The following is a 21,514-nucleotide window of genomic DNA, read 5'->3' on the forward strand; positions in this document are numbered from 1 at the left end:
GGGCTTAGCGGCGCTTGGCCATGGCTTCGATGAAGCGGTCGAACAACGGCGCCACGTCGTGCGGGCCGGGGCTCGCTTCGGGGTGACCCTGGAAGCTGAAGGCGTCCTTGTCGGTACGCTCGATGCCCTGCAGGGTGCCATCGAACAGCGACTTGTGGATCGCACGCAGGTTGCCCGGCAGGCTGCTCTCGTCCACGGCGAAACCGTGGTTCTGGCTGGTGATCATCACCACACCGCTGTCGAGATCCTGTACCGGGTGGTTGGCACCGTGGTGGCCATGGCCCATCTTCAGGGTCTTGGCGCCGGAGGCCAGGGCCAGCAACTGGTGGCCGAGACAGATGCCGAATACCGGGATATCGGTTTCCAGCACGTCCTTGATCGCCTGGATCGCATAGTCGCACGGCTCGGGATCGCCAGGACCGTTGGAGAGGAACACGCCATCAGGATTGAGTGCCAGCACCTCGCTGGCCGGAGTTTGCGCCGGCACCACGGTCAGGCGGCAGCCACGCTCGACCAGCATGCGCAGGATGTTCAGCTTCACGCCGTAGTCGTAGGCAACCACGTGATAAGGCAGCTCGCTGGCCGGAATCTCCGGGTGGCTGTCGGACTGCAGGTTCCAGGTGCTTTCGCGCCAATCGTAGCGCTCGGTGCAGCTGACGACCTTGGCCAGGTCCATGCCTTTGAGGCCCGGGAAACTGCGTGCCAGCTCCAGTGCTTTCTCTTCGGTGGCGTCGTCACCGACCAGAATGCAGCCATTCTGCGAACCCTTTTCGCGCAGGATGCGGGTCAGACGGCGAGTATCGATACCGGCGATGGCGACGGTGCCATTGGCTTTCAGGTACTCGTCCAGCGGCTGCTTGTCGCGCCAGTTGCTGGAAATCAGCGGCAGGTCGCGAATGATCAGGCCAGCGGCCCAGACGCGGTTGGACTCGGCATCTTCCGGCGTGGTGCCGGTGTTGCCGATGTGCGGGTAAGTCAGGGTAACGATCTGCTGGGCATAGGATGGATCGGTAAGGATTTCCTGATAGCCGGTCATGGCGGTGTTGAACACCACCTCTCCGATCGTCTGGCCATCGGCCCCGATGGAATCGCCGCGAAAAATGCTGCCGTCAGCAAGGGCCAAAATGGCAGGTTTGGGGGCTGGCTTAGTCAAGAAGACCTCCGTCTCGATCAAGGCTTGAAGCAAACGCAGGTTGTAAAAAAGCGGGATGACGTGTGAAGGTCATCCCGCTTTTTTATTTGAGCCATTCTGCGTAACTTTTAGTGGACACACTAAAACAGGAAGCTTACAGGAAAACCCTTTTTCGGTCCACCCGATAAGACGCCTCAGTCACACATTCGCATCAGCGCAGACCCAGCACGTCCTGCATGTCGTACAGAGCGGCATCACGCCCCTGCAGCCACAGCGCCGAACGCACCGCGCCCTTGGCGAAGGTCATGCGGCTGGAGGCCTTGTGCGTGATCTCGACACGCTCGCCATCGGCGGCGAACAGCACGGTGTGGTCACCCACCACGTCACCGGCACGCACGGTAGCGAAACCAATGGTCTCGCGCTCACGGGCGCCGGTCTGACCTTCGCGGCCATACACGGCGACTTTCTGCAGATCACGCCCCAGTGCATCGGCAACCACTTCGCCCATGCGCAGTGCTGTACCGGACGGTGCGTCGACCTTGTGCCGGTGGTGGGCTTCGATGATTTCGATGTCCACGTCGTCACCCAGCACGCGAGCAGCGGTATCCAGCAGCTTCAGGCACAGGTTGACGCCGACACTGAAGTTGGCGGCAAAAACGATGGGGATCTGCTTGGCCGCTTCGCTCAGCTGCTGTTTCTCCTCCACGGTGAAACCGGTGGTACCGATGACCATAGCCTTGCCCGCTTGGCGGCAGACCTCCAGGTTCTTCAGGGTCACCGACGGATGAGTGAAGTCGATCAGCACGTCAAAATCGTCGACCACTGCGGCCAGATCACCCGCCAGGGTTACACCAATCTTGCCCAGACCGACCAATTCACCGGCATCGGCACCGATCAGGCTGCTATCGGCGCGGTCGATGGCAGCACTGAGCTTGGCGCCCTCGGCCTGGCTCACCGCTTCGATCAGGGTCTTGCCCATACGCCCGGCTGCGCCCATCACTGCAATACGTTGCATACATCAGCTCCAAGCTGTCGCCCCGGCATCCACCGGGGCACTTTGGGGTTAAACGTCGCCGAAGAAGCGCTTCACACCTTCGAACCAGCCACTGGCCTTGGGTGAGTGGGAATCGTCACCCTGCAGCGACTTGCGGAACTCATCAAGCAGTTCGCGCTGACGCTTGTTCAGGTTGACCGGTGTTTCCACCGCGACCCTGCACATCAGGTCGCCCGCCGCACCGCCGCGCACCGGGGCCACGCCCTTGCCACGCAGACGGAACAGCTTGCCGGTCTGAGTACCTTCCGGGATCTTCAGCTTGACCCTACCATCGAGGGTCGGCACTTCCAGCTCGCCACCCAGCGCCGCATCGGCGAAGCTGATCGGCACTTCGCAGTAAAGATGCTTGCCGTCACGCTGGAAGATCGCATGCTCACGGACGTTGACCACCACATAGAGGTCACCGGCCGGACCGCCGTGCGTACCGGCCTCGCCCTCGCCGGACAGGCGAATGCGGTCACCGGTATCGACACCTGGCGGCACCTTGACCGACAGCGTCTTGCTCTCTTCCACGCGCCCCTGACCGTGGCAACTGCCGCAAGGATCGGTGATCATCTTGCCGCTGCCATGGCAGCGCGGGCAGGTCTGCTGCACGGAGAAGAAGCCCTGCTGCATGCGCACCTGACCGATACCACCACAGGTGGTACAGGTGACCGGGCTGGTACCCTTCTTGGCGCCCGAGCCATCGCAGGTCTTGCAGCCGACCAGAGTCGGCACGCGGATGGTCACGGTGGTACCGCGCACCGCTTCTTCCAGATCCAGTTCCAGGGTGTAGCGCAGATCCGAGCCGCGCTGGGCACCGCCACGCGAACCGCCGCGAGCGCCGCCGAAGAAGTCGCTGAACACGTCACCGAAGATATCGGAGAAGTTGGCGCCGCCGAAACCAGCGCCACCGCCGCCACCCATCTGCGGGTCGACCCCGGCGTGGCCGTATTGGTCGTAGGCCGAACGCTTGGCCGCGTCAGAAAGCACTTCGTAGGCCTCGTTGGCCTCCTTGAATTTCTCTTCGGCGTCTTTGTCGTCCGGGTTGCGGTCCGGGTGATACTTCATCGCCAGGCGCCGGTAGGCCTTCTTCAGCTCGGCTTCACTAGCGCCGCGCTCGACCCCCAGGATCTCGTAATAGTCACGTTTTGCCATAGTTGTGCTGCACTCTCAGATTCGTGAGCTCCAGATACGCCGACGCGGGAGAAGGCTCCCGCGCGGCGAATCCTGCCCGTCGCGAGCGACGGTGGAGCGTAAAGAAGAGGCGGCCCGCCGAGCAGGCCGCATCCCTTACTTGTTCTCCTTGACCTCTTCGAACTCAGCGTCGACCACGTCGTCACCGGCATCCTTGGCGTCGCCAGCGTCAGCCTGGGCAGCACCGCCTTGCGGCTGCTCGGCATACATCTTCTGCGCCAGCGGCGTGGTGGCTTCGGACAGTGCGTTCATCTTGGCTTCGATGGCAGCCTTGTCGTCACCCTTCACGGCCACTTCCAGTTCGCCAATGGCTTTCTCAATGGCCGCCTTCTCGTCGGCAGTGGCCTTGTCGCCAGCCTCGGTGATCATCTTGCGGGTGGCGTGCACCAGCTGATCACCCTGGTTACGTGCCGTGGCCAGCTCTTCGAACTTGCGGTCTTCCTCGGCATTAGCCTCGGCGTCACGCACCATACGCTCGATTTCCTCATCGGACAGACCGGAGTTGGCCTTGATCACGATGGACTGCTGCTTGCCGGTGGCCTTGTCCTTGGCGGACACGTGCAGGATGCCGTTGGCGTCGATGTCGAAGGTCACTTCGATCTGCGGCACGCCACGCGGAGCCGGCGGAATCTCGGCCAGGTCGAACTTGCCGAGGGACTTGTTCTGGGCGGCCTGCTTGCGCTCACCCTGCAGCACGTGAATGGTCACGGCGCTCTGGTTGTCATCGGCAGTAGAGAACACCTGCGACTTCTTGGTCGGAATAGTGGTGTTCTTCTCGATCAGCGCAGTCATCACGCCGCCCATGGTTTCGATACCCAGGGTCAGCGGGGATACGTCCAGCAGCAGTACGTCCTTGACGTCACCGGCCAGAACGGCGCCCTGAATGGCAGCGCCCATGGCGACGGCTTCATCCGGGTTGACGTCCTTGCGTGCTTCTCTGCCGAAGAACTCGGTCACCAGCTTCTGCACCAACGGCATGCGGGTCTGACCGCCGACCAGGATCACGTCGTTGATCGAACCGACGTCGACACCGGCATCCTTCAACGCGATACGGCAAGGCTCGATGGTGCGCTGCACCAGGTCCTCGACCAGCGATTCGAGCTTGGAACGGGAGATCTTCACGTTCAGGTGCTTCGGACCGGTGGCATCTGCAGTGATGTACGGCAGGTTGACGTCGGTCTGCTGGCTCGAGGACAGCTCGATCTTGGCCTTCTCGGCAGCTTCCTTGAGGCGCTGCATGGCCAGCGGATCGCCCTTGAGGTTCATGCCGGTTTCTTTCTTGAATTCGTCGACGAGGTAGTCGATCAGACGAATATCGAAGTCCTCACCGCCGAGGAAGGTGTCACCGTTGGTAGCCAACACTTCGAACTGGTGCTCGCCATCGACTTCCGCGATCTCGATCACGGAAACGTCGAAGGTACCGCCACCCAGGTCATAGACGATCACGGTGTGGTCGCCCTTGGCCTTGTCCATGCCATAGGCCAGCGCAGCCGCAGTCGGCTCGTTGATGATGCGCTTGACGTCCAGACCGGCGATGCGACCAGCATCCTTGGTGGCCTGACGCTGGCTGTCGTTGAAGTAGGCCGGAACGGTGATGACCGCTTCGGTGACTGGCTCGCCCAGGTAGTCCTCGGCGGTCTTCTTCATCTTCTTGAGAATTTCAGCCGAGATTTGCGGCGGCGCCATCTTCTGGCCGTTCACTTCAACCCAGGCGTCACCGTTGTCAGCCTTGGCGATCTTGTACGGCACCATCTGAATGTCTTTCTGCACGACTTCTTCGTCGAAACGACGACCGATCAGACGCTTCACCGCATACAGGGTGTTGTGCGGGTTGGTCACGGCCTGACGCTTGGCCGACTGACCCACGAGAATTTCACCGTCATTGGCGTAAGCGATGATGGACGGCGTGGTACGAGCGCCTTCGGCGTTCTCGATTACCTTGACGTTGCCATTTTCCAGAATGGAGACACAGGAGTTGGTGGTCCCCAGGTCGATACCGATAATTTTGCCCATGAATGTTCTCCCGAAACTTTGATTTTTCCGTCGCCTCGTTTCTCAGGCGCCGGCAGCACTAAAACGCTTGACTTAAAAATGGGGTCGTTACAGCTGATTTCAAGCCTGCTCGTCGATACTCGGCGGCGGCGTGGTTGGTGCCTTGCTGACCACGACCATGGCCGGACGCAGCAGGCGACCGTTGAGCAGATAGCCCTTCTGGAACACCTTGAGCACCGAGTTCGGCTCAGCGTGGATGCTCTCTTCCATGGCCATGGCCTGGTGATGCTCCGGATTGAACGGCGCACCATGCGGGTCGATGACTTCCAGGTTGTAGCGAGCCAGAGTGTCGTGGAACAGTTTGAGGGTCAGTTGCATGCCCTCACGCACGGCCTTGATCGACACATCGTCAGGGCTGGACAGCTCCAGACCGCGCTCCAGACTGTCGATGACCGGCAGCAGATCACCGGCGAACTTTTCCAGCGCGAATTTGTGTGCCTTCTCTACATCCTGCTCTGCGCGACGACGCACGTTTTGCAGGTCGGCAGCCATGCGCAGCGACTGATCCTGCGCAGCGGCCAGTTGCTCTTCCAGCGTTTGCACGCGAGCAGCCAGGTCGTCACCAGGCGCCACAGCGTCTGCTGCCTGCGCCTCGGGATTCTGCGTATCCAGGGTCTGTTCGTCAGCCATGCCTTTCTCCTCTCGAAAAAACTGGCGCGATACCGACTCGCGCTCCTGCCGCCTATATGGAGTCAATTCCACAGGTTTCAAGGGGCAATAGGGAGGATTGCCAGAGAAAGAAAAAACACTGTATAAATAACCAGACATCAATTCGGGAGCGTTCGCCATGCTGGTGCACCTGTCCATTCACAACTACGCCATCGTCGACCACCTGGATCTCGAGCTGGATGCCGGCATGAGCGCCATCAGCGGCGAGACCGGCGCGGGCAAATCGATCATGCTCGACGCCCTCGGCCTGTGCCTGGGTGATCGCGCCGACAGCGGCGTAGTACGCCCAGGCGCAGACAAGGCTGACATTCTCGCCAGCTTCGACCTGGCGGACATTCCCGAAGCCCGCACCTGGCTCGCCGAGCGGGATCTGGACAACGACGGCCCGTGCATCCTGCGCCGGGTGATCACCGCCGAAGGGCGCTCGCGTGGCTATATCAACGGCAGCCCCTGCCCGCAGGCCGACCTCAAGGCCCTTGGCGAGCTGATCATCGATATCCATAGCCAGCATGAGCATCAGTCGCTGCTCAAGACCGACACCCATCGCCGCCTGCTCGACGAATACGCCGGCAGCCAGGACCTCGCGCGCCAGGTGCAACTCGCCGCGCAACGCTGGAAGCAGACACGCAACGAACTGGAGCGCATCTCCAACCAGGGTGACGAACAGCGCGCCCGCCACCAGCTGCTCAGCTATCAACTGGAAGAGCTGGAAAATCTGGCGCTGGGCGACAACGAACTGGAACAGCTGGAACAGGAGCACAAGGCGCTGAGCAATGCCGAAGCGCTGCTCGCGGCCTGTCGCCAGGTGCTCGATCTGTGCAGCGAGAGCGATGTTGGCAACGTGCTGTCCGCACTAACCGCCAGCCTCAACCGCCTGGGCGCCTTTGGCGGCCAGGGCGGTGCCTTGAACGAAGCCAGCAACCTGCTGGCCAGTGCGCAGATCCAGGTCGAAGAAGCAGTCGGCGAGCTGAATCGCTTCCTCGATCACTTCGACGCCGACCCGGAGCGTCAGCAATTTCTCGAAGAGCGCCTGGACACCATCTACACCCTGGCACGCAAACATCGCATCCAACCCACCGAGTTGGCCGCCTTGCAGCAACAGTTGTTCGAGGAGCTTGAAGGCCTGAATGCCGACGACCAGGCCAGTGAACGCCTGGCCGAAGAGCTGGCCGCCTATGAGCGCCATTACCAGGAGAAAGCCGCCGAGCTCAGCACACTGCGCTGCAATGCTGCCGAGCGCCTGGCCGCTGCAGTGGAGCAGGAAATGCAGGCGCTGGGCATGCCTGGCGGCCGCTTCAACATCCAGCTCCAGGCCATGAGCAGCGAAGAACCGCATGCCAGTGGCCTGGAAATGGTGGAGTTCCTGGTCAGCGCCAACCCCGGCCAGCCGCTACGCGGCCTGGCCAAGGTAGCCTCCGGCGGTGAGCTGTCACGTATCAGCCTGGCGATCCAGGTGATCACCGCGCAGACCTCGCGTGTACCGACCCTGGTATTCGACGAAGTGGACGTCGGCATCGGCGGCCCAACCGCCGAAGTGGTCGGGCAGCTACTGCGCCGCCTCGGCGAACGCGGCCAGGTGCTGTGCGTCACCCACTTGCCGCAAGTCGCAGCGCAGGGCCATCAACATCTATTCGTGCACAAGCGTCGCGGCGAAGATGCCACGTCTACCGCCGTGAGCAAGCTGGACGAGAGTGGCCGCGTCGAGGAAATAGCCCGCATGCTCGGTGGCGTCGACCTGACCGAGGAATCCCTGGCTCACGCGCGCAAGATGGTCACCAGCGCTCAGGCTGCCTGAAGCGAAGTAGCCCGGAGCACCAAACCCGGGACCGCTTCCTGGCGAGACAAAGCAAAAAGGCGACCCGAGGGTCGCCTTTCTCATTGCCGCAGAAGAATCAGCTCTTCTTGCGCACGTACAGCACCAGATTGTGATCGACCAGTTCGAAACCGTGTTCTTTAACGATCTCTTTCTGGCGCTTCTCGATCTCGGCGTCGAAGAACTCGATCACTTCACCCGAGTCGACGCAGACCATATGGTCGTGATGGCCGCTGTCAGCCAACTCGAACACGGCATGGCCGCCATCGAAGTTGTGGCGCACCACCAGGCCGGCAGCCTCGAACTGAGTCAGCACGCGGTACACGGTGGCCAGGCCAACGTCCTCACCCGCCTCCATCAGAGCCTTGTAGACATCCTCCGCACTCATGTGGCGGTGCTCGGCGTTGTCGAGCATTTGCAGGATTTTGACTCGTGGCAGAGTCACCTTCAGTCCAGCTTTGCGCAGTTCGTTATTTTCAACCATGGTCTGCTTTCTCATGGATGCTGCTTCGCAGCACCCTTCAATACGGGTATGATCCGGGGTTCAAGTTGCCCAAGATAGTGGAAGTCACCCTCCGATGCAAAAAACCAAGCTCTTGCTGACCAGCCTGTCGCTGACCGGGCTCTTCGCACTCGCCGGTTGTTCATTCCCCGGGGTTTACAAGATCGACATTCAACAGGGCAATGTCGTGACACAGGACATGATAGACCAGCTACGCCCGGGAATGACCCGACGCCAAGTGCGGTTTATCATGGGCAACCCGTTGATCACCGACACCTTCCATGCCGATCGCTGGGATTATCTGTACAGCATCCAGCCTGGCGGCGGTCAGCGCCTGCAGGAACGCGTCAGCCTGGTATTCGACGGCAGCGACCAACTGGTTGGCCTGGCCGGCGACTTCATGCCCGGCGTCAGCCGTGACCAGGCAATCATGGGCGAAGGTAGCGACACCGACAGTGCGCAGCCGCAAGCCAAACCACAGGACGAAACCCCGCCGGCGCCAGGCTCGTTGCTCGAGCAGATTCAGCGTGAGGTGGATCAGGTCGAAACCGTCCCGGTTCCGACTCCCGAGCCGCTGGACACCGATCCGCAGTAACACGCGGACACGAAAAAGCCCGGAGCGAATCCGGGCTTTTTCATATCTGCCGCCTTACGAGCTGACGGGTCAGCTCGACTCCTCGCCTTCTTCCCTGGCCTTGGCTTTGGCCGCACGCTGCTTGCGCACTTCCTTCGGATCGGCGATCAGCGGTCGATAGATCTCGACGCGCTCCCCCTCCTCCAGCACTCGCTCTTCCGGCTTGCCTACCGCCTTGCCAAAGATGCCCAGCGGCGCCTGGCTCAGATCCAGCTCCGGAAAGAACTGCTGCATACCAGAACGCAGCGCGGCCTCGCGCACCGTGGTACCGGTCGGTACGGACAGACGCAGGAGCTTCTGCCGTTCGGCAAGGGCATAGACCACTTCGATGGCGATACTGGGCTTATCCATATAGCTGCTTGGCTCGCTGGCAGAAGGCGTCGACCATGGTATTGGCCGCCTGATTGAACAGCGGGCCCAGCGTGGCACGCACCAGCGGCCCAGCATAGTCGAAGGTAAGGTCCAGGCTGATCTTGCAGGCCTTGTCGCCCAGCGCCTTGAACTCCCAGACGCCATGGAGACTGGTAAAAGGCCCTTCCTGCAGGTTCATCTCGATACGCTGTCCAGGCTGCAAGACATTACGCGTGACGAAGCGCTGGCCGATACTGCCTTTGGCCACCTCGAGGCTGGCCAGCATATGCGTCTCGCTGACCTCCAACACCTCACTGGCGCGGCACCAAGGCAGAAACTGTGGGTAACCGGCCACGTCGTTGACGAGATCAAACAGTGCCTGCGCCGGGTACGGCAACAGCGCCGAACGCTGGATTCGAGTAGCCATTTACTTGCTCAGCTCCGCAATGAACACGATCAGCACGCCGATTGGCGCCACTACGCGAATCAGCCAGAGGGCCAGATTGAACAGCAGCGGGCTTCTGATGGACAACTCTTCACGCACAGCATCACGGCTCAGCACCCAACCAGCAAACATGGCGAAAGACAGACCGCCCAGCGGCAGCAGGATACGGCTGGTGAGGTAGTCGATGCTGTCGAAGAAGGTCTTGCCGCCCTCGGCACCCCACTGCAACAGATGGAAACCGTCCTCGGCGAAGACGAAGAACTTGGCCTCGGCCCACAGGTTGAACGACAGCACCGTGCCCATCCCCACCAGCCAGCACAGCAGCGCCAGCGCGGCGGTTACCTGCGCACGGCTGCGCCCGGTTTTTTCGACGAAGTAGGCCACGGCCGGCTCCAGCATGGAGATCGACGAACTCCATGCGGCAACAGCCACCAGCACGAAGAAGATCAACCCCATCACCTGACCGAAAGCGATATTGCCGAAGGCGATCGGCAGGGTGACGAACATCAGCCCCGGGCCACCGCCCGGCTCCAGGCCGGCGGCAAAGACGATGGGGAACAATGCCAGACCCGCCGTCAGCGCCACCAGGGTATCGAGCAGACCGACGGTCAGCACCGTGGCGCCGATCGAGGCCTTCTTCGGCATGTAAGCGCCGTAGACCATGATCGAGCCCACGCCCACGCTCAGGGTAAAGAAGGCGTGGCCCATGGCTGCCAGAATGCCGTCCTGCACCTTGCTCGGATCGAAATGGAAGAGGAAGTCGAAACCTTCGCGAAAATGCCCGGTGGTGAAGCTATAACCCAGCAGCACCAGCAACAACACGAACAGCAGCGGCATCATGATGCGCAGGCTGCGCTCCAATCCCGCTACCACGCCCTTGGCGATGACGAACGCGGTGACCAGCATGAACAGGCTGTGCCACAGGGTCAGTCGCCACGGATCGGAGGTCAGACCGCCAAACGCCGCACCTGCCCCATCGGCGCTGATGCCGGTGAAGTCGCCACGGCCCATACCGATGATGTAATCCAGCGACCAACCGGCTACCACGCTGTAGAAGGACAGGATCAGTAGCGCAGCGACCATCCCCATCAGCGCAGCCAGCGACCAGTGCTTCGAGGCTCCGGCTTCGATCGCCAGGCTCTTCATCGCATTGACCGGACTCTGCCGGCCGCGGCGGCCGATCAGGGTTTCCGCCAGCATGATCGGCACACCCACCAGGGCGATGCAGAACAGGTACATAACGACGAACGCACCGCCGCCGTAGACCCCGGTCATATAGGGGAATTTCCAGATATTGCCGAGCCCGACAGCCGAGCCGGTCGCCGCCAGAATGAACACCCAGCGACTGGCCCAGGCACCATGAATCGAAACTTTGTCGCTCGCCATTGCGGCCAAGACCCCATACTGCGGGAAAAAAGATCGCGCATTGTCGGAGATTCGCGGCATGGGCTCAAGTTTGGCCCGGTAAAGCCCCATGGCGCAGGCGCGGACGACTCCCTATAATGCGCGCCCTATGGCTAAGCAAAAGAAACATCCTCAAGGCACCATCGCGCTGAACAAAAAGGCGCTGCATGACTATTTCATCGAACACAAGTTCGAGGCCGGCCTGGTGCTGTCCGGCTGGGAAGTGAAGAGCCTGCGTGCCGGCAAGGCACAGTTGGTCGACAGCTACGTGCTGCTCAAGGACGATGAAGCCTGGCTGATGGGCTGCCACATCACGCCCCTGAAAACCGCCAGCACCCACGTCATCGCCGACCCGACCCGCACGCGCAAGCTGCTGCTGAACAAGCGCGAGCTGGAAAAGCTGTTCGGCTCCGTACAGCAGAAGGGCTACACCGCCGTGGCGCTGTCGCTGTACTGGAAGCAGCATCTGGTCAAATGCGAAATTGCCCTGGCCAAGGGCAAGAAGGACTTCGACAAGCGCCACACCGAGAAGGAACGTGACGCCGACCGCGAGGTTCAGCGCGCCATGCGCAGCAAGGGCAAGGAAGACTAAGAGCGGCGACAGGCTGCAGGCAAAGTTGGCGTAGAGCGGACCGGGACACCCGCCGCTCGTAGCGCCAGCGAACAGTTCGCCAGGCCATGCCCAGCTTGGCACTACAACCTACGCCCAATACTCCCAACGGCGTACTGCTTCCGAGCGGCCAGCGCCCCGGTAAGCCCTACGCGCAGCTTGCCGCTCGCTTTATATCCCCAAGCGCCTCTGCGCGCGCGCCACGCGCTGGGCTTCCAGCTGCACTTCCGAAAGGACTTCCTGCACATAGTCGATGTGCTGATTGGAGAGCTCGCGGGCGTCTTCCGCGCGACCTTCGATGATCGCCTGGTACAGCGCGCGGTGCTGTCCGATCAGCATGTCGCGGGTCTCTTCGCGCTGGGCATACATGCCACCGATGTTGGTCACCACGTTGCGCTTGAGCAGGTCGAACAAGCCACGAATAGTGTGCAGCAGAACAGCGTTGTGGCTGGCCTCGGCAATCGCCAGGTGAAAACGCGCATCGGCCGCCCCCTCCTCGGCTCGGGTCACCTTGCCGACTCGCGCGTAGCAATCCTGCAAGGCTTCGAACGCTTCGGTGAGACGCTGGCGGTCGATATCGGTGGCGCGCCTGGCCGCGTAGTAGGCGCAGGAGCCTTCCAGCGTATGACGGAACTCCAGCAGATCGCGCTGGGCGTCTTCCTTGTGCTCGAGCAGTTGCAACAGCGGGTCGCTGAAGGTCGAGCCGAGTGATTCGGCGACATAGTTACCGCCACCCTGGCGACTGACCAGCAGCCCCTTGGCCACCAGTTTCTGGATCGCTTCACGCAGGGACGGACGAGACACACCGAACTGCTCGGCCAGCGCACGTTCTGCAGGCAGCCTCTCCCCGGCACGCAAGGTGCCCTCGAGAATCATGGTTTCCAGTTGCGCGACGATGTCATCGGAGAGACGACGCTGCCGCACCTGACCTACTTCCATTACCCGCGTCTCCATTGGTTTGACCAGGCCGAAGGCCTCAGAAGACAAGCCTATAGCGCCCCTCTTCGCTGAACAAGCAAGCACTCTACGACCAAAGTCTTAGCATCTCGATTTGACAGCCTATTGGGCAACTTTTAACCTGAGCCCGCTACTTTGTAAATTGGTATTACCAATTTAACCAACAAGAACAACAAACCATCGAGGTCACGCCATGACAGCCCTAAGCGCTGCAAGCCTGTTCGATCACGCCTCATCCCTGCCGCGCCAGCTGCGCGCTCGTGTGGAGTAAGACCCAATGTCCAACGGAATTCTCGCCCTGCTGGCGTTCTCGCCGATTCTGCTTGCTGCCGTTCTGCTGATCGGTCTGCGCTGGCCGGCCAAACACGCCATGCCTCTGGTTTACCTGGTAACTGCCACCGTCGGCCTGTTCGCCTGGGACATGACCTTCAACCGCGTCCTGGCCTCCACCCTGCAAGGCTTGCTGATCACCCTTGGCCTGCTGTGGATCATTTTCGGCGCCATCCTGCTGCTCAACACCCTCAAGCACTCCGGTGGCATCACCGCCATTCGTGCCGGCTTCACCACCATCAGCCCTGACCGCCGCATCCAGGCGATCATCATCGCCTGGTTGTTCGGCTGCTTCATCGAGGGCGCATCGGGCTTCGGTACGCCGGCCGCCATCGCGGCTCCGCTGCTTGTCGCCATCGGTTTTCCGGCCATGGCCGCGGTGTTGATGGGCATGCTGGTACAAAGCACGCCGGTATCCTTCGGCGCCGTCGGTACACCGATCATCGTCGGCCTCAATACCGGCCTGGATACCGCCACCATCGGTGCACAGCTGGTCGAACAGGGCTCGTCCTGGGCGCAGTTCCTGCAACTGATCACCAGTGAAGTAGCGATCATTCATGCCACCGTTGGCGTGGTCATGCCGGTCATCATGGCGATGATGCTGACGCGCTTCTTCGGTCAGGAGAAAAGCTGGAAAGCTGGCCTGGAGGTCATGCCGTTCGCGATTTTCGCCGGTCTGGCCTTCGTTGTGCCGTACGTTTTCACCGGCGTCTTCCTCGGCCCCGAATTCCCGTCGCTGCTGGGCGGCCTGATCGGCCTGGCCATCGTCACCAGTGCCGCACGCTTTGGCTTCCTGGTACCGAAGAAGACCTGGGACTTCGCCCCGGCGGACAAATGGCCGAGCGAGTGGCTGGGCACCGTCGAGATGAAACTGGACGAACTGACCGCCAAACCGATGAGCGCACTGCGCGCCTGGCTGCCCTATGTGTTGGTCGGTGCGCTGCTGGTGGTCAGCCGCGTATTCCCGGAAGTGGGCAACGCGCTGAAGGCGGTGGTGGTGAATTTCCCCGACCTGCTCGGCGAAGCGGGCGTCAGCGCCAACTTCCAGCCGCTGTATCTGCCGGGCGGCATTCTGGTTGCCGTGGTCCTGGCCACCTTCTTCCTGCATGGCATGAAGGTACGTGACCTGGGCAAGGCTGTGAAAGAGTCGTCCAGCGTGTTGCTCAGCGCCGGCTTCGTGTTGCTGTTCACCGTGCCGATGGTGCGCATTCTGATCAACTCCGGGGTCAACGGCGCCGAGCTGGCCAGCATGCCGATCCTCATGGCGCGCTGGGTGGCCGACAGTGTTGGCGGCATCTACCCGCTGTTGGCCCCAAGCATCGGGGCTCTGGGTGCCTTCATCGCCGGCTCCAACACCGTCAGCAACATGATGTTCAGCCAGTTCCAGTTCGGCGTGGCCAGCAGCCTGGGCATCTCCAGCGCGCTGATTGTCGCGGTACAGGCCGTGGGCGCAGCCGCCGGCAACATGGTGGCGATCCATAACGTGGTCGCAGCTTCGGCTACCGTTGGCCTGCTAGGCCGCGAAGGCAGTACCCTGCGCAAGACCATCTGGCCGACGCTGTACTACCTGCTTTTCACCGGCATCATCGCGATGATCGCGATCTATGTGCTGGGTGTCAGTGATCCGCTGATGCCCCGTTGATCGACTGGTAGTGCCCGCCCCGACATCGTCGGGGCATTTGCCGTAAGGCTACGCTTCCCCTTTTCAGCAACAGGATGAGCCCATGATCATTTCTGCCTCGACCGACTATCGCGCTGCCGCGCAACGCAAGCTGCCGCCGTTCCTGTTCCACTACGCCGATGGCGGTGCCTACGCCGAGCACACCCTGCGCCGCAATGTCGCTGATCTGTCGGACATCGAACTGCGCCAGCGCGTGTTGAAGAACATGTCCGAACTGGACCTGTCCACCGAGCTGTTCGGCGAGAAGATGTCGATGCCGGTCGGCCTGGCGCCGGTCGGCCTGACTGGCATGTTCGCCCGTCGCGGCGAGGTGCAGGCAGCCAAGGCGGCAGCGGCCAAGGGCATTCCCTTCACCCTGTCCACCGTGTCGGTGTGCCCGATCGAGGAAGTGGCGCCAGCCATCGACCGGCCGATGTGGTTTCAGCTCTACGTGCTGAAAGATCGCGGTTTCATGAAGAACGCACTGGAGCGCGCCAAGGCCGCTGGCTGCTCGACCCTGGTGTTCACCGTCGACATGCCCGTGCCCGGCGCACGCTACCGTGACGCCCACTCCGGCATGAGCGGCCCGAACGCGACGCTGCGCCGCATGCTGCAGGCCATGACTCACCCGCAGTGGGCCTGGGACGTCGGCCTAATGGGCAAGCCGCATGATCTGGGTAACATCTCAGCGTACCGCGGCAACCCCACCGGCCTGGCGGACTATATCGGCTGGCTGGGCGCCAACTTCGACCCATCGATCTCCTGGAAGGATCTGGAATGGATCCGCGACTTCTGGGACGGCCCGATGGTGATCAAGGGCATCCTCGACCCGGAGGACGCCCGTGATGCGGTGACCTTCGGCGCCGACGGCATCATCGTCTCCAACCACGGTGGTCGTCAGCTCGACGGCGTGCTGTCCAGCGCCCGCGCGCTGCCGGCCATTGCCGACGCGGTCAAGGGCGAGCTGAAGATCCTCGCCGACTCCGGCATCCGCACCGGCCTCGACGTAGTACGCATGCTCGCCCTTGGCGCCGACACCGTGCTACTGGGCCGCGCCTTCCTCTATGCCCTGGCCGCAGCCGGTGGTGCTGGCGTGAGCAATCTGCTCGACCTGATCGAGAAGGAAATGCGCGTGGCCATGGTGCTGACCGGCGCCAAGTCCATCGCCGAAATCACTCCGGATCTGCTGGTAAAGGAGCGTTGAGCCAATGACTGCTGCCGCCTCCATCACCCGTGACGCCCTGCTGGCGCAGATGCGCCAGATCGTCGGCAGCAGCCATGTGCTGACCGACGAACAAGCCACACGGCGTTTCCGCAAGGGCCACCGTACGGGTGAAGGCAACGTGCTGGCGGTGGTGCGCCCAGGCTCCTTGCTGGAGCAATGGCGCATCCTGCAGGCGGCAGTCGCGGCCGATCGCATCGTCATCATGCAGGCAGCCAACACCGGCCTGACCGGCGGTTCCACCCCCGACGGCGCCGATTACGACCGCGAGATCGTGCTGATCAGCACCCTGCGCATCACCGGCGTACAACTGATCAACGATGGCGAGCAGGTGGTGTGCCTGCCCGGCGCCACCCTGGATCGCCTGGAACAGGCATTGGCGCCGCTGAATCGCGAACCGCACTCGGTGATCGGCTCGTCCTGCATCGGCGCATCGGTACTCGGCGGCATCTGCAACAACTCCGGCGGCGCCCTGGTGCGCCGTGGCCCGGCCTATACCGAGCTGGCGCTGTATGCGCAGGTGAAGGATGACGGTTCACTGGAACTGGTCAACCACCTGGGGATCGAGTTGGGCAACGATCCGGAGGAAATCCTCACCCGCCTGCAGAACAGCGACTACACGCCGCAGCAGGTGCGCAACGAAGAAACGGCAAAGGCCTCCGACGCGCGCTACGGTGAGCACGTGCGCGACGTCGATGCTGACACCCCGGCGCGCTTCAATGCCGACCCGTCGCGCCTGTTCGAAGCCTCCGGTTCGGCCGGCAAACTGTGCCTGTTCGCGGTGCGCCTGGACACCTTCCCGAAAGAGCCGAGCACGGTGTTCTACATCGGCAGCAATGCCCCGCATGACCTGACCGAAGTGCGCCGCCACCTGCTGGCCAGGCTGCCACGCCTGCCGATTGCCGGGGAATACATCCACCGCACCGCCTTCGACATCGGCGAGAAATACGGTAAGGACACCTTTCTGGTGATCGACAAGTTCGGTACGTCCAAGGTGCCGGCTGCCTTCGCCATGAAGAGCCGGGTCGACGGCTTCTTCGAACGCTTTGGCCTGCGCGGGGTGACCGACAAGGTGATCCAGGCCCTGATGAACCTGCTACCCAGCCACCTGCCGCCACGCATGCGCGAGTACCGTGACCGTTTTGAGCATCACCTGCTGGTGCGTGTATCCAACGACACGCTGGAACAGACCCGCGCTTTCCTCGCCGAATACTTCACCGGTAGTGACAGCGGCGCCTATTTCGAATGCGATGCCGATGAGGGACGCAAGGCCTTCCTGCATCGCTTCGCCGTGGCCGGTGCCGCGATCCGCTACCGCGAGTCGCACCGCAGCAGCGTCGAGGACATCCTGGCCCTGGACATCGCCCTGCGCCGCAACGACCGCGACTGGGTCGAAACGCTGCCGCAGGAGATGGAAGAGCAGATCATCCACAAGCTGTACTACGGGCACTTCTTCTGCCACGTGTTCCATCAGGACTACATCGTCAAGAAGGGTAATGACCCGCTCGCCATGGAACATGCCATGTGGAAGCTGCTGGACGAACGCCGCGCCGAGTACCCGGCCGAGCACAACGTTGGCCATCTCTATGTGGCCAAGCCGGCGTTGGCGGGGTTCTACCGCGAACTCGACCCGACCAATACCTTCAACCCCGGCATCGGCCATACCTCGAAGAAGAAGCATTGGGGCAATTGCTGCTAAGAGGATGAAGCCGCTCCTATGGATTAGGTGTAGGGCGGCCTCACGAGCGTAGCGAGTAGCCCGCCGGGCCATGCCAGGCCTGGCAGCACAACGACCGGCGTACTGCTTCGCGACGACTGCATGGATGCAGGAGGTAGAGCGACGCAGGAAGCCAAAGCCGAGTACGCCCTACGGGTTTCCCCTTTTCCCTACGGCTACAAAAACAAAGGCCCACCAATTTGGCGGGCCTTTGTGTTGACGCAGCAACCGATCAGGCGAAGACGATCTCCTCGCCGTCCACCTTGGCATGCACCACCGCACCCGGGGCGAAATCGCCGGCGAGTATCTGCTGCGCCAGCGGGTTCTCGATCCAGCGCTGGATCGCTCGCTTGAGCGGGCGCGCGCCGTACACTGGGTCGTAACCGACGGCGATCAGCTTGTCGAGTGCCTCCGGCGTCAGCTCCAGGCTCAGCTCACGCTCGGCCAGGCGGCCACGCAGGCGCTGCAACTGGATCTCGGCGATACCGGCGATCTGCTCGCGGCCCAGCGGCTCGAACACCACCACCTCGTCGATACGGTTGATGAACTCGGGACGGAAGTGACTGCTCACCGCATCCATCACTGCCGCGCGCTGCGCTTCCCTGTCGCCGACCAGTTCCTGAATCTGCGCCGAGCCAAGGTTGGAGGTCATCACGATCACCGTGTTCTTGAAGTCCACAGTGCGGCCATGGCTGTCGGTCAGACGGCCGTCCTCGAGCACCTGCAACAGCACGTTGAACACATCCGGGTGGGCCTTCTCCACCTCGTCCATCAGCACCACCGAATAAGGCTTGCGACGCACCGCCTCGGTCAGGTAACCGCCCTCTTCGTAGCCGACATAGCCAGGCGGCGCACCGATCAGGCGAGCGACGCTGTGCTTCTCCATGAACTCGGACATGTCGATGCGCACCAGCGCCTCCTCGGTATCGAAGAGGAATTCCGCCAGCGCCTTGCACAGCTCGGTCTTGCCCACCCCGGTCGGGCCGAGGAAGAGGAACGAGCCGCTCGGCCGGTTCGGATCAGCCAATCCTGCACGGGAGCGGCGCACGGCGTTGGCCACGGCCACCACCGCCTCGTCCTGGCCGATCACCCGCTGGTGCAACAAGCCTTCCATCTTCAGCAGTTTCTCGCGCTCGCCTTCGAGCATCTTGCTTACCGGAATACCCGTCCACTTGGAAACGACCTCGGCGATTTCCTCGTCGGTGACCTTGTTGCGCAGCAGCTGGTTCTCAGCCTTGCCGTGCTGGTCGACCATCTGCAGGCTACGCTCCAGATCCGGAATGATGCCGTACTGCAGCTCCGCCATGCGGTTGAGGTCACCTTTGCGCCGGGCGGCCTCGAGCTCGGTCTTGGCCTGCTCGATGCGCTGCTGGATTTGCGCCGACCCCTGAACCTCGGCCTTCTCCGACTTCCAGATTTCCTCGAGGTCGGCGTATTCCTTCTCCAGGCGGGCGATATCTTCCTTGAGCTTTTCCAGACGCTTGAGGGCCGCGTCGTCGTCTTCCTTCTTCAACGCTTCGCGCTCGATCTTCAGCTGGATCAGGCGACGCTCCAGGCGATCGAGCTCCTCCGGCTTGGAATCGATTTCCATACGAATGCGGCTGGCGGCCTCGTCGATCAGGTCGATGGCCTTGTCCGGCAATTGTCGGTCGGTGATGTAGCGATGGCTGAGCTTGGCCGCTGCGATAATCGCGCCGTCGGTGATGGTCACACCGTGGTGCACCTCATAGCGTTCCTTCAGGCCACGCAGGATGGCGATGGTGTCCTCCTCGCTCGGCTCGTCCACTAGCACCTTCTGGAAGCGGCGTTCCAGCGCAGCGTCCTTCTCGATGAACTGGCGGTACTCGTCCAGCGTGGTGGCGCCGACGCAGTGCAGCTCGCCACGGGCCAGGGCCGGCTTGAGCATGTTGCCGGCATCCATGGCGCCTTCGGCCTTGCCGGCACCAACCATGGTGTGCAGCTCGTCGATGAACAGGATGATGCGCCCTTCCTGCTTGGAGAGTTCGTTGAGCACCGCCTTCAGGCGCTCCTCGAACTCGCCGCGGAACTTGGCGCCGGCGATCAGCGAGCCCATGTCCAGCGACAGCAGGCGCTTATCTTTCAGGCCATCGGGCACTTCGCCGTTGATGATGCGCTGGGCCAGGCCTTCGGCGATGGCCGTCTTGCCCACACCGGGTTCGCCGATCAGCACCGGGTTGTTCTTGGTGCGACGCTGCAACACCTGGATGGTGCGGCGGATCTCGTCGTCACGGCCAATCACAGGGTCGAGCTTGCCCTCTTCGGCACGCTTGGTCAGGTCGACGGTGTACTTGTCCAGCGCCTGGCGCGACTCTTCGACGTTGGGGTCGTTGACCGCCTGGCCGCCGCGCAGGTTGGCGATGGCATTTTCCAGGGCCTTCTTCGACACGCCCTGGCCGAGCAGCAGCTTGCCCAGCTTGGTGTTCTCGTCCATCGCCGCGAGCAGCACCAGCTCGCTGGAAATGAACTGGTCGCCGCGTTGCTGTGACAGGCGGTCGGCCTGGTTGAGCAGACGCGCCAGATCCTGTGACAGGTTGATGTCGCCGGTGGGGTTCTGCAGCTTGCCGAGCTGATCCAGCTCGCGGGTCAGGGCCTGCCGCAGACTGTTGATGTCGAAGCCAACCTGCATCAGCAGCGGCTTGATCGAGCCGCCCTGTTGCTCGAGCAGCGCCTGCATCAGATGCAGCGGCTCGATGGCGGCGTGGTCCATGCCCACCGCCAGGGATTGGGCATCGGAGAGTGCAAGTTGCAGCTTGCTGGTCAAACGATCGATACGCATATATGTCCTTCCTCCAGAGTGGCGAGCCGGGACAACATCCCCGAAAAAAGAAACTCGCTGAGATGCAGACTAGATAAGGACGATTACGCCGTATTCAAGACAAGGCGATTTGATCCAAGTCAAACCTGGTTACCGCCAGGTGACCTGCTGCTCCAGCGGAAAGCGCAGGCGCGGGTTGTAGATGCCCTTCTCGCCCTGGCGCCCGACGGCCAGCAGCATGATGGGGATGGCCTGACGCGGGATATCCAGCACACGACGCAGGCGCGGCTCGTCGAACCCCTCCATCGGACAGGTGGCATAGCCATGGCTCTGGAAGGCCAGTATCAGGTTCTCCGCCGCCAGCGCCGTCGACTTGACCGCCCACAGTCGCATGTCGGCCTTGCTGTTGGGCTTGCGCATCAAGGGTTTGCGCACCCCCATCAGTCGCACCAGCTGACGCTTGAACAAACCCAGCAAGCCCAGCGGCCCCTGGTTGTACTGGAAGGGCGCGGTCTTGCTGTAGAAGCTACGGATGCGCGCCGGCACCTCGGCCTCCGGCCAGTAATCGATGACATTGCGGCAGGCCTGACGCCAGGTGTCCGGGCGCGCCAGCACGGCGATGATCAAAGGTGCACGGGCGGCGTTCTGGCTCATGCATACCGGGTGCAGCTGCGCCAGCAGCGCCGGATCGCGAATCACCTGAAAACTCCAGGGCTGCAGGTTGCAGGAATTTGGCGCCAGCACGGCCAACTCCAGGCAATCGCGAATTACCGCGTCCGGCACCGGTTCGGGGGTGAAGCGGCGTACCGCGCGGCGACTTTCGATCAACGCGCGCAGTTCGGCCGGCGAAGCCATGGCGGGTGTTTGCTCGTTGAGAAAGCTGGTCATAGGCGCACTCCTCGGCAGTCGCCCGATTAAGCAGCCGGGCGACTTTGCGAACAAGAGGATGGGAGGAAATGGCCGTGGATTTGGCTGATCAGCCTCACCTGCGCCTCTGATCGAGGACGCAG

Annotated in this window: 18 protein-coding genes; 6 read left to right on the forward strand and 12 right to left on the reverse strand. The window is 62.3% G+C overall.

All coding sequences use genetic code 11. The annotated features are described in order from the left end of the window. Positions 1-4: 4 nt before the first annotated feature. From carA to grpE, 5 genes are all read right to left on the reverse strand, one after another. Positions 5-1,153 (reverse strand): glutamine-hydrolyzing carbamoyl-phosphate synthase small subunit, encoded by a 1,149-nt coding sequence (carA, locus tag BM186_RS15230; protein WP_074916329.1) that lies wholly within the window; start codon positions 1,151-1,153, stop codon positions 5-7. A 190-nt stretch (positions 1,154-1,343) separates the two neighbouring features. Beyond that, on the reverse strand, positions 1,344-2,147 hold the full coding sequence (gene dapB / locus BM186_RS15235; RefSeq protein ID WP_021489334.1) for a 4-hydroxy-tetrahydrodipicolinate reductase: 804 nt from the start codon (positions 2,145-2,147) through the stop codon (positions 1,344-1,346). A 48-nt stretch (positions 2,148-2,195) separates the two neighbouring features. Further along, the gene (dnaJ, locus tag BM186_RS15240) at positions 2,196-3,323 is read right to left on the reverse strand and encodes a molecular chaperone DnaJ (RefSeq protein ID WP_021489335.1); all 1,128 of its coding nucleotides are present in this window, start codon (positions 3,321-3,323) and stop codon (positions 2,196-2,198) included. A gap of 135 nt (positions 3,324-3,458) precedes the next feature. Beyond that, entirely contained in the window at positions 3,459-5,375 is a 1,917-nt protein-coding gene (dnaK, locus tag BM186_RS15245; RefSeq protein WP_072424267.1) for a molecular chaperone DnaK, read from the reverse strand. A gap of 99 nt (positions 5,376-5,474) precedes the next feature. Next, positions 5,475-6,221, reverse strand: a complete 747-nt coding sequence (grpE, locus tag BM186_RS15250) for a nucleotide exchange factor GrpE (RefSeq protein ID WP_338153425.1) — start codon at positions 6,219-6,221, stop codon at positions 5,475-5,477. Here grpE and recN point away from each other — a divergent pair. Further along, a complete protein-coding gene (gene recN / locus BM186_RS15255; protein ID WP_074916333.1) occupies positions 6,202-7,878 on the forward strand; it encodes a DNA repair protein RecN in 1,677 nt (558 codons plus the stop codon). The genes grpE and recN overlap by 20 nt on opposite strands. A gap of 97 nt (positions 7,879-7,975) precedes the next feature. On the opposite strand, the gene fur is transcribed toward recN, so the two are convergent. Next, entirely contained in the window at positions 7,976-8,380 is a 405-nt protein-coding gene (fur, locus tag BM186_RS15260; RefSeq protein ID WP_003240531.1) for a ferric iron uptake transcriptional regulator, read from the reverse strand. Positions 8,381-8,474: 94 nt separating this feature from the next. Here fur and BM186_RS15265 point away from each other — a divergent pair, with 94 nt between their 5' ends. Next, on the forward strand, positions 8,475-8,993 hold the full coding sequence (locus BM186_RS15265; protein ID WP_072424270.1) for an outer membrane protein assembly factor BamE: 519 nt from the start codon (positions 8,475-8,477) through the stop codon (positions 8,991-8,993). A 69-nt stretch (positions 8,994-9,062) separates the two neighbouring features. On the opposite strand, the gene BM186_RS15270 is transcribed toward BM186_RS15265, so the two are convergent. The 3 genes from BM186_RS15270 to BM186_RS15280 are packed head-to-tail and all read right to left on the reverse strand — an operon-like array spanning position 9,063 to position 11,214. Beyond that, complete coding sequence (locus tag BM186_RS15270; protein WP_072424271.1) at positions 9,063-9,383, reverse strand: RnfH family protein; 321 nt, start codon at positions 9,381-9,383, stop codon at positions 9,063-9,065. Next, the gene (locus BM186_RS15275) at positions 9,376-9,810 is read right to left on the reverse strand and encodes a type II toxin-antitoxin system RatA family toxin (RefSeq protein WP_055987035.1); all 435 of its coding nucleotides are present in this window, start codon (positions 9,808-9,810) and stop codon (positions 9,376-9,378) included. The genes BM186_RS15270 and BM186_RS15275 overlap by 8 nt, the downstream gene beginning before the upstream one ends. Continuing rightward, entirely contained in the window at positions 9,811-11,214 is a 1,404-nt protein-coding gene (locus tag BM186_RS15280; RefSeq protein ID WP_074916335.1) for a sodium-dependent transporter, read from the reverse strand. Positions 11,215-11,341: 127 nt separating this feature from the next. Between BM186_RS15280 and smpB the strand changes: the two genes are divergently transcribed. Continuing rightward, on the forward strand, positions 11,342-11,824 hold the full coding sequence (smpB, locus tag BM186_RS15285; protein WP_055987029.1) for an SsrA-binding protein SmpB: 483 nt from the start codon (positions 11,342-11,344) through the stop codon (positions 11,822-11,824). A 189-nt stretch (positions 11,825-12,013) separates the two neighbouring features. Here the strand turns inward: smpB and BM186_RS15290 are convergent, their stop codons facing one another. After that, positions 12,014-12,781, reverse strand: a complete 768-nt coding sequence (locus BM186_RS15290; protein ID WP_072424274.1) for an FCD domain-containing protein — start codon at positions 12,779-12,781, stop codon at positions 12,014-12,016. A gap of 295 nt (positions 12,782-13,076) precedes the next feature. On the opposite strand from BM186_RS15290, the gene BM186_RS15295 reads away from it, so the two are divergent. The 3 genes from BM186_RS15295 to dld all read left to right on the forward strand — a co-directional run bounded on the left by BM186_RS15295 (position 13,077) and on the right by dld (position 17,710). Further along, entirely contained in the window at positions 13,077-14,771 is a 1,695-nt protein-coding gene (locus BM186_RS15295) for an L-lactate permease (RefSeq protein ID WP_074916337.1), read from the forward strand. Positions 14,772-14,853: 82 nt separating this feature from the next. Then, a complete protein-coding gene (lldD, locus tag BM186_RS15300; protein ID WP_074916339.1) occupies positions 14,854-15,993 on the forward strand; it encodes an FMN-dependent L-lactate dehydrogenase LldD in 1,140 nt (379 codons plus the stop codon). 4 nt (positions 15,994-15,997) lie between these two features. Further along, positions 15,998-17,710 carry a D-lactate dehydrogenase gene (gene dld, locus BM186_RS15305; protein WP_074916341.1) on the forward strand — a complete coding sequence of 571 codons (1,713 nt, stop codon included), beginning with the start codon at positions 15,998-16,000 and terminating at the stop codon, positions 17,708-17,710. A 250-nt stretch (positions 17,711-17,960) separates the two neighbouring features. Here dld and clpB read toward each other — a convergent pair whose 3' ends face one another. Together clpB and BM186_RS15315 are read right to left on the reverse strand one after the other, a co-directional pair. After that, on the reverse strand, positions 17,961-20,525 hold the full coding sequence (clpB, locus tag BM186_RS15310; RefSeq protein WP_072424278.1) for an ATP-dependent chaperone ClpB: 2,565 nt from the start codon (positions 20,523-20,525) through the stop codon (positions 17,961-17,963). A gap of 129 nt (positions 20,526-20,654) precedes the next feature. Continuing rightward, entirely contained in the window at positions 20,655-21,392 is a 738-nt protein-coding gene (locus tag BM186_RS15315) for a nitroreductase family protein (RefSeq protein WP_074916343.1), read from the reverse strand. Positions 21,393-21,514: the final 122 nt, after the last annotated feature.

Source organism: Ectopseudomonas toyotomiensis (assembly GCF_900115695.1).
GTDB lineage: Bacteria > Pseudomonadota > Gammaproteobacteria > Pseudomonadales > Pseudomonadaceae > Aquipseudomonas > Aquipseudomonas toyotomiensis.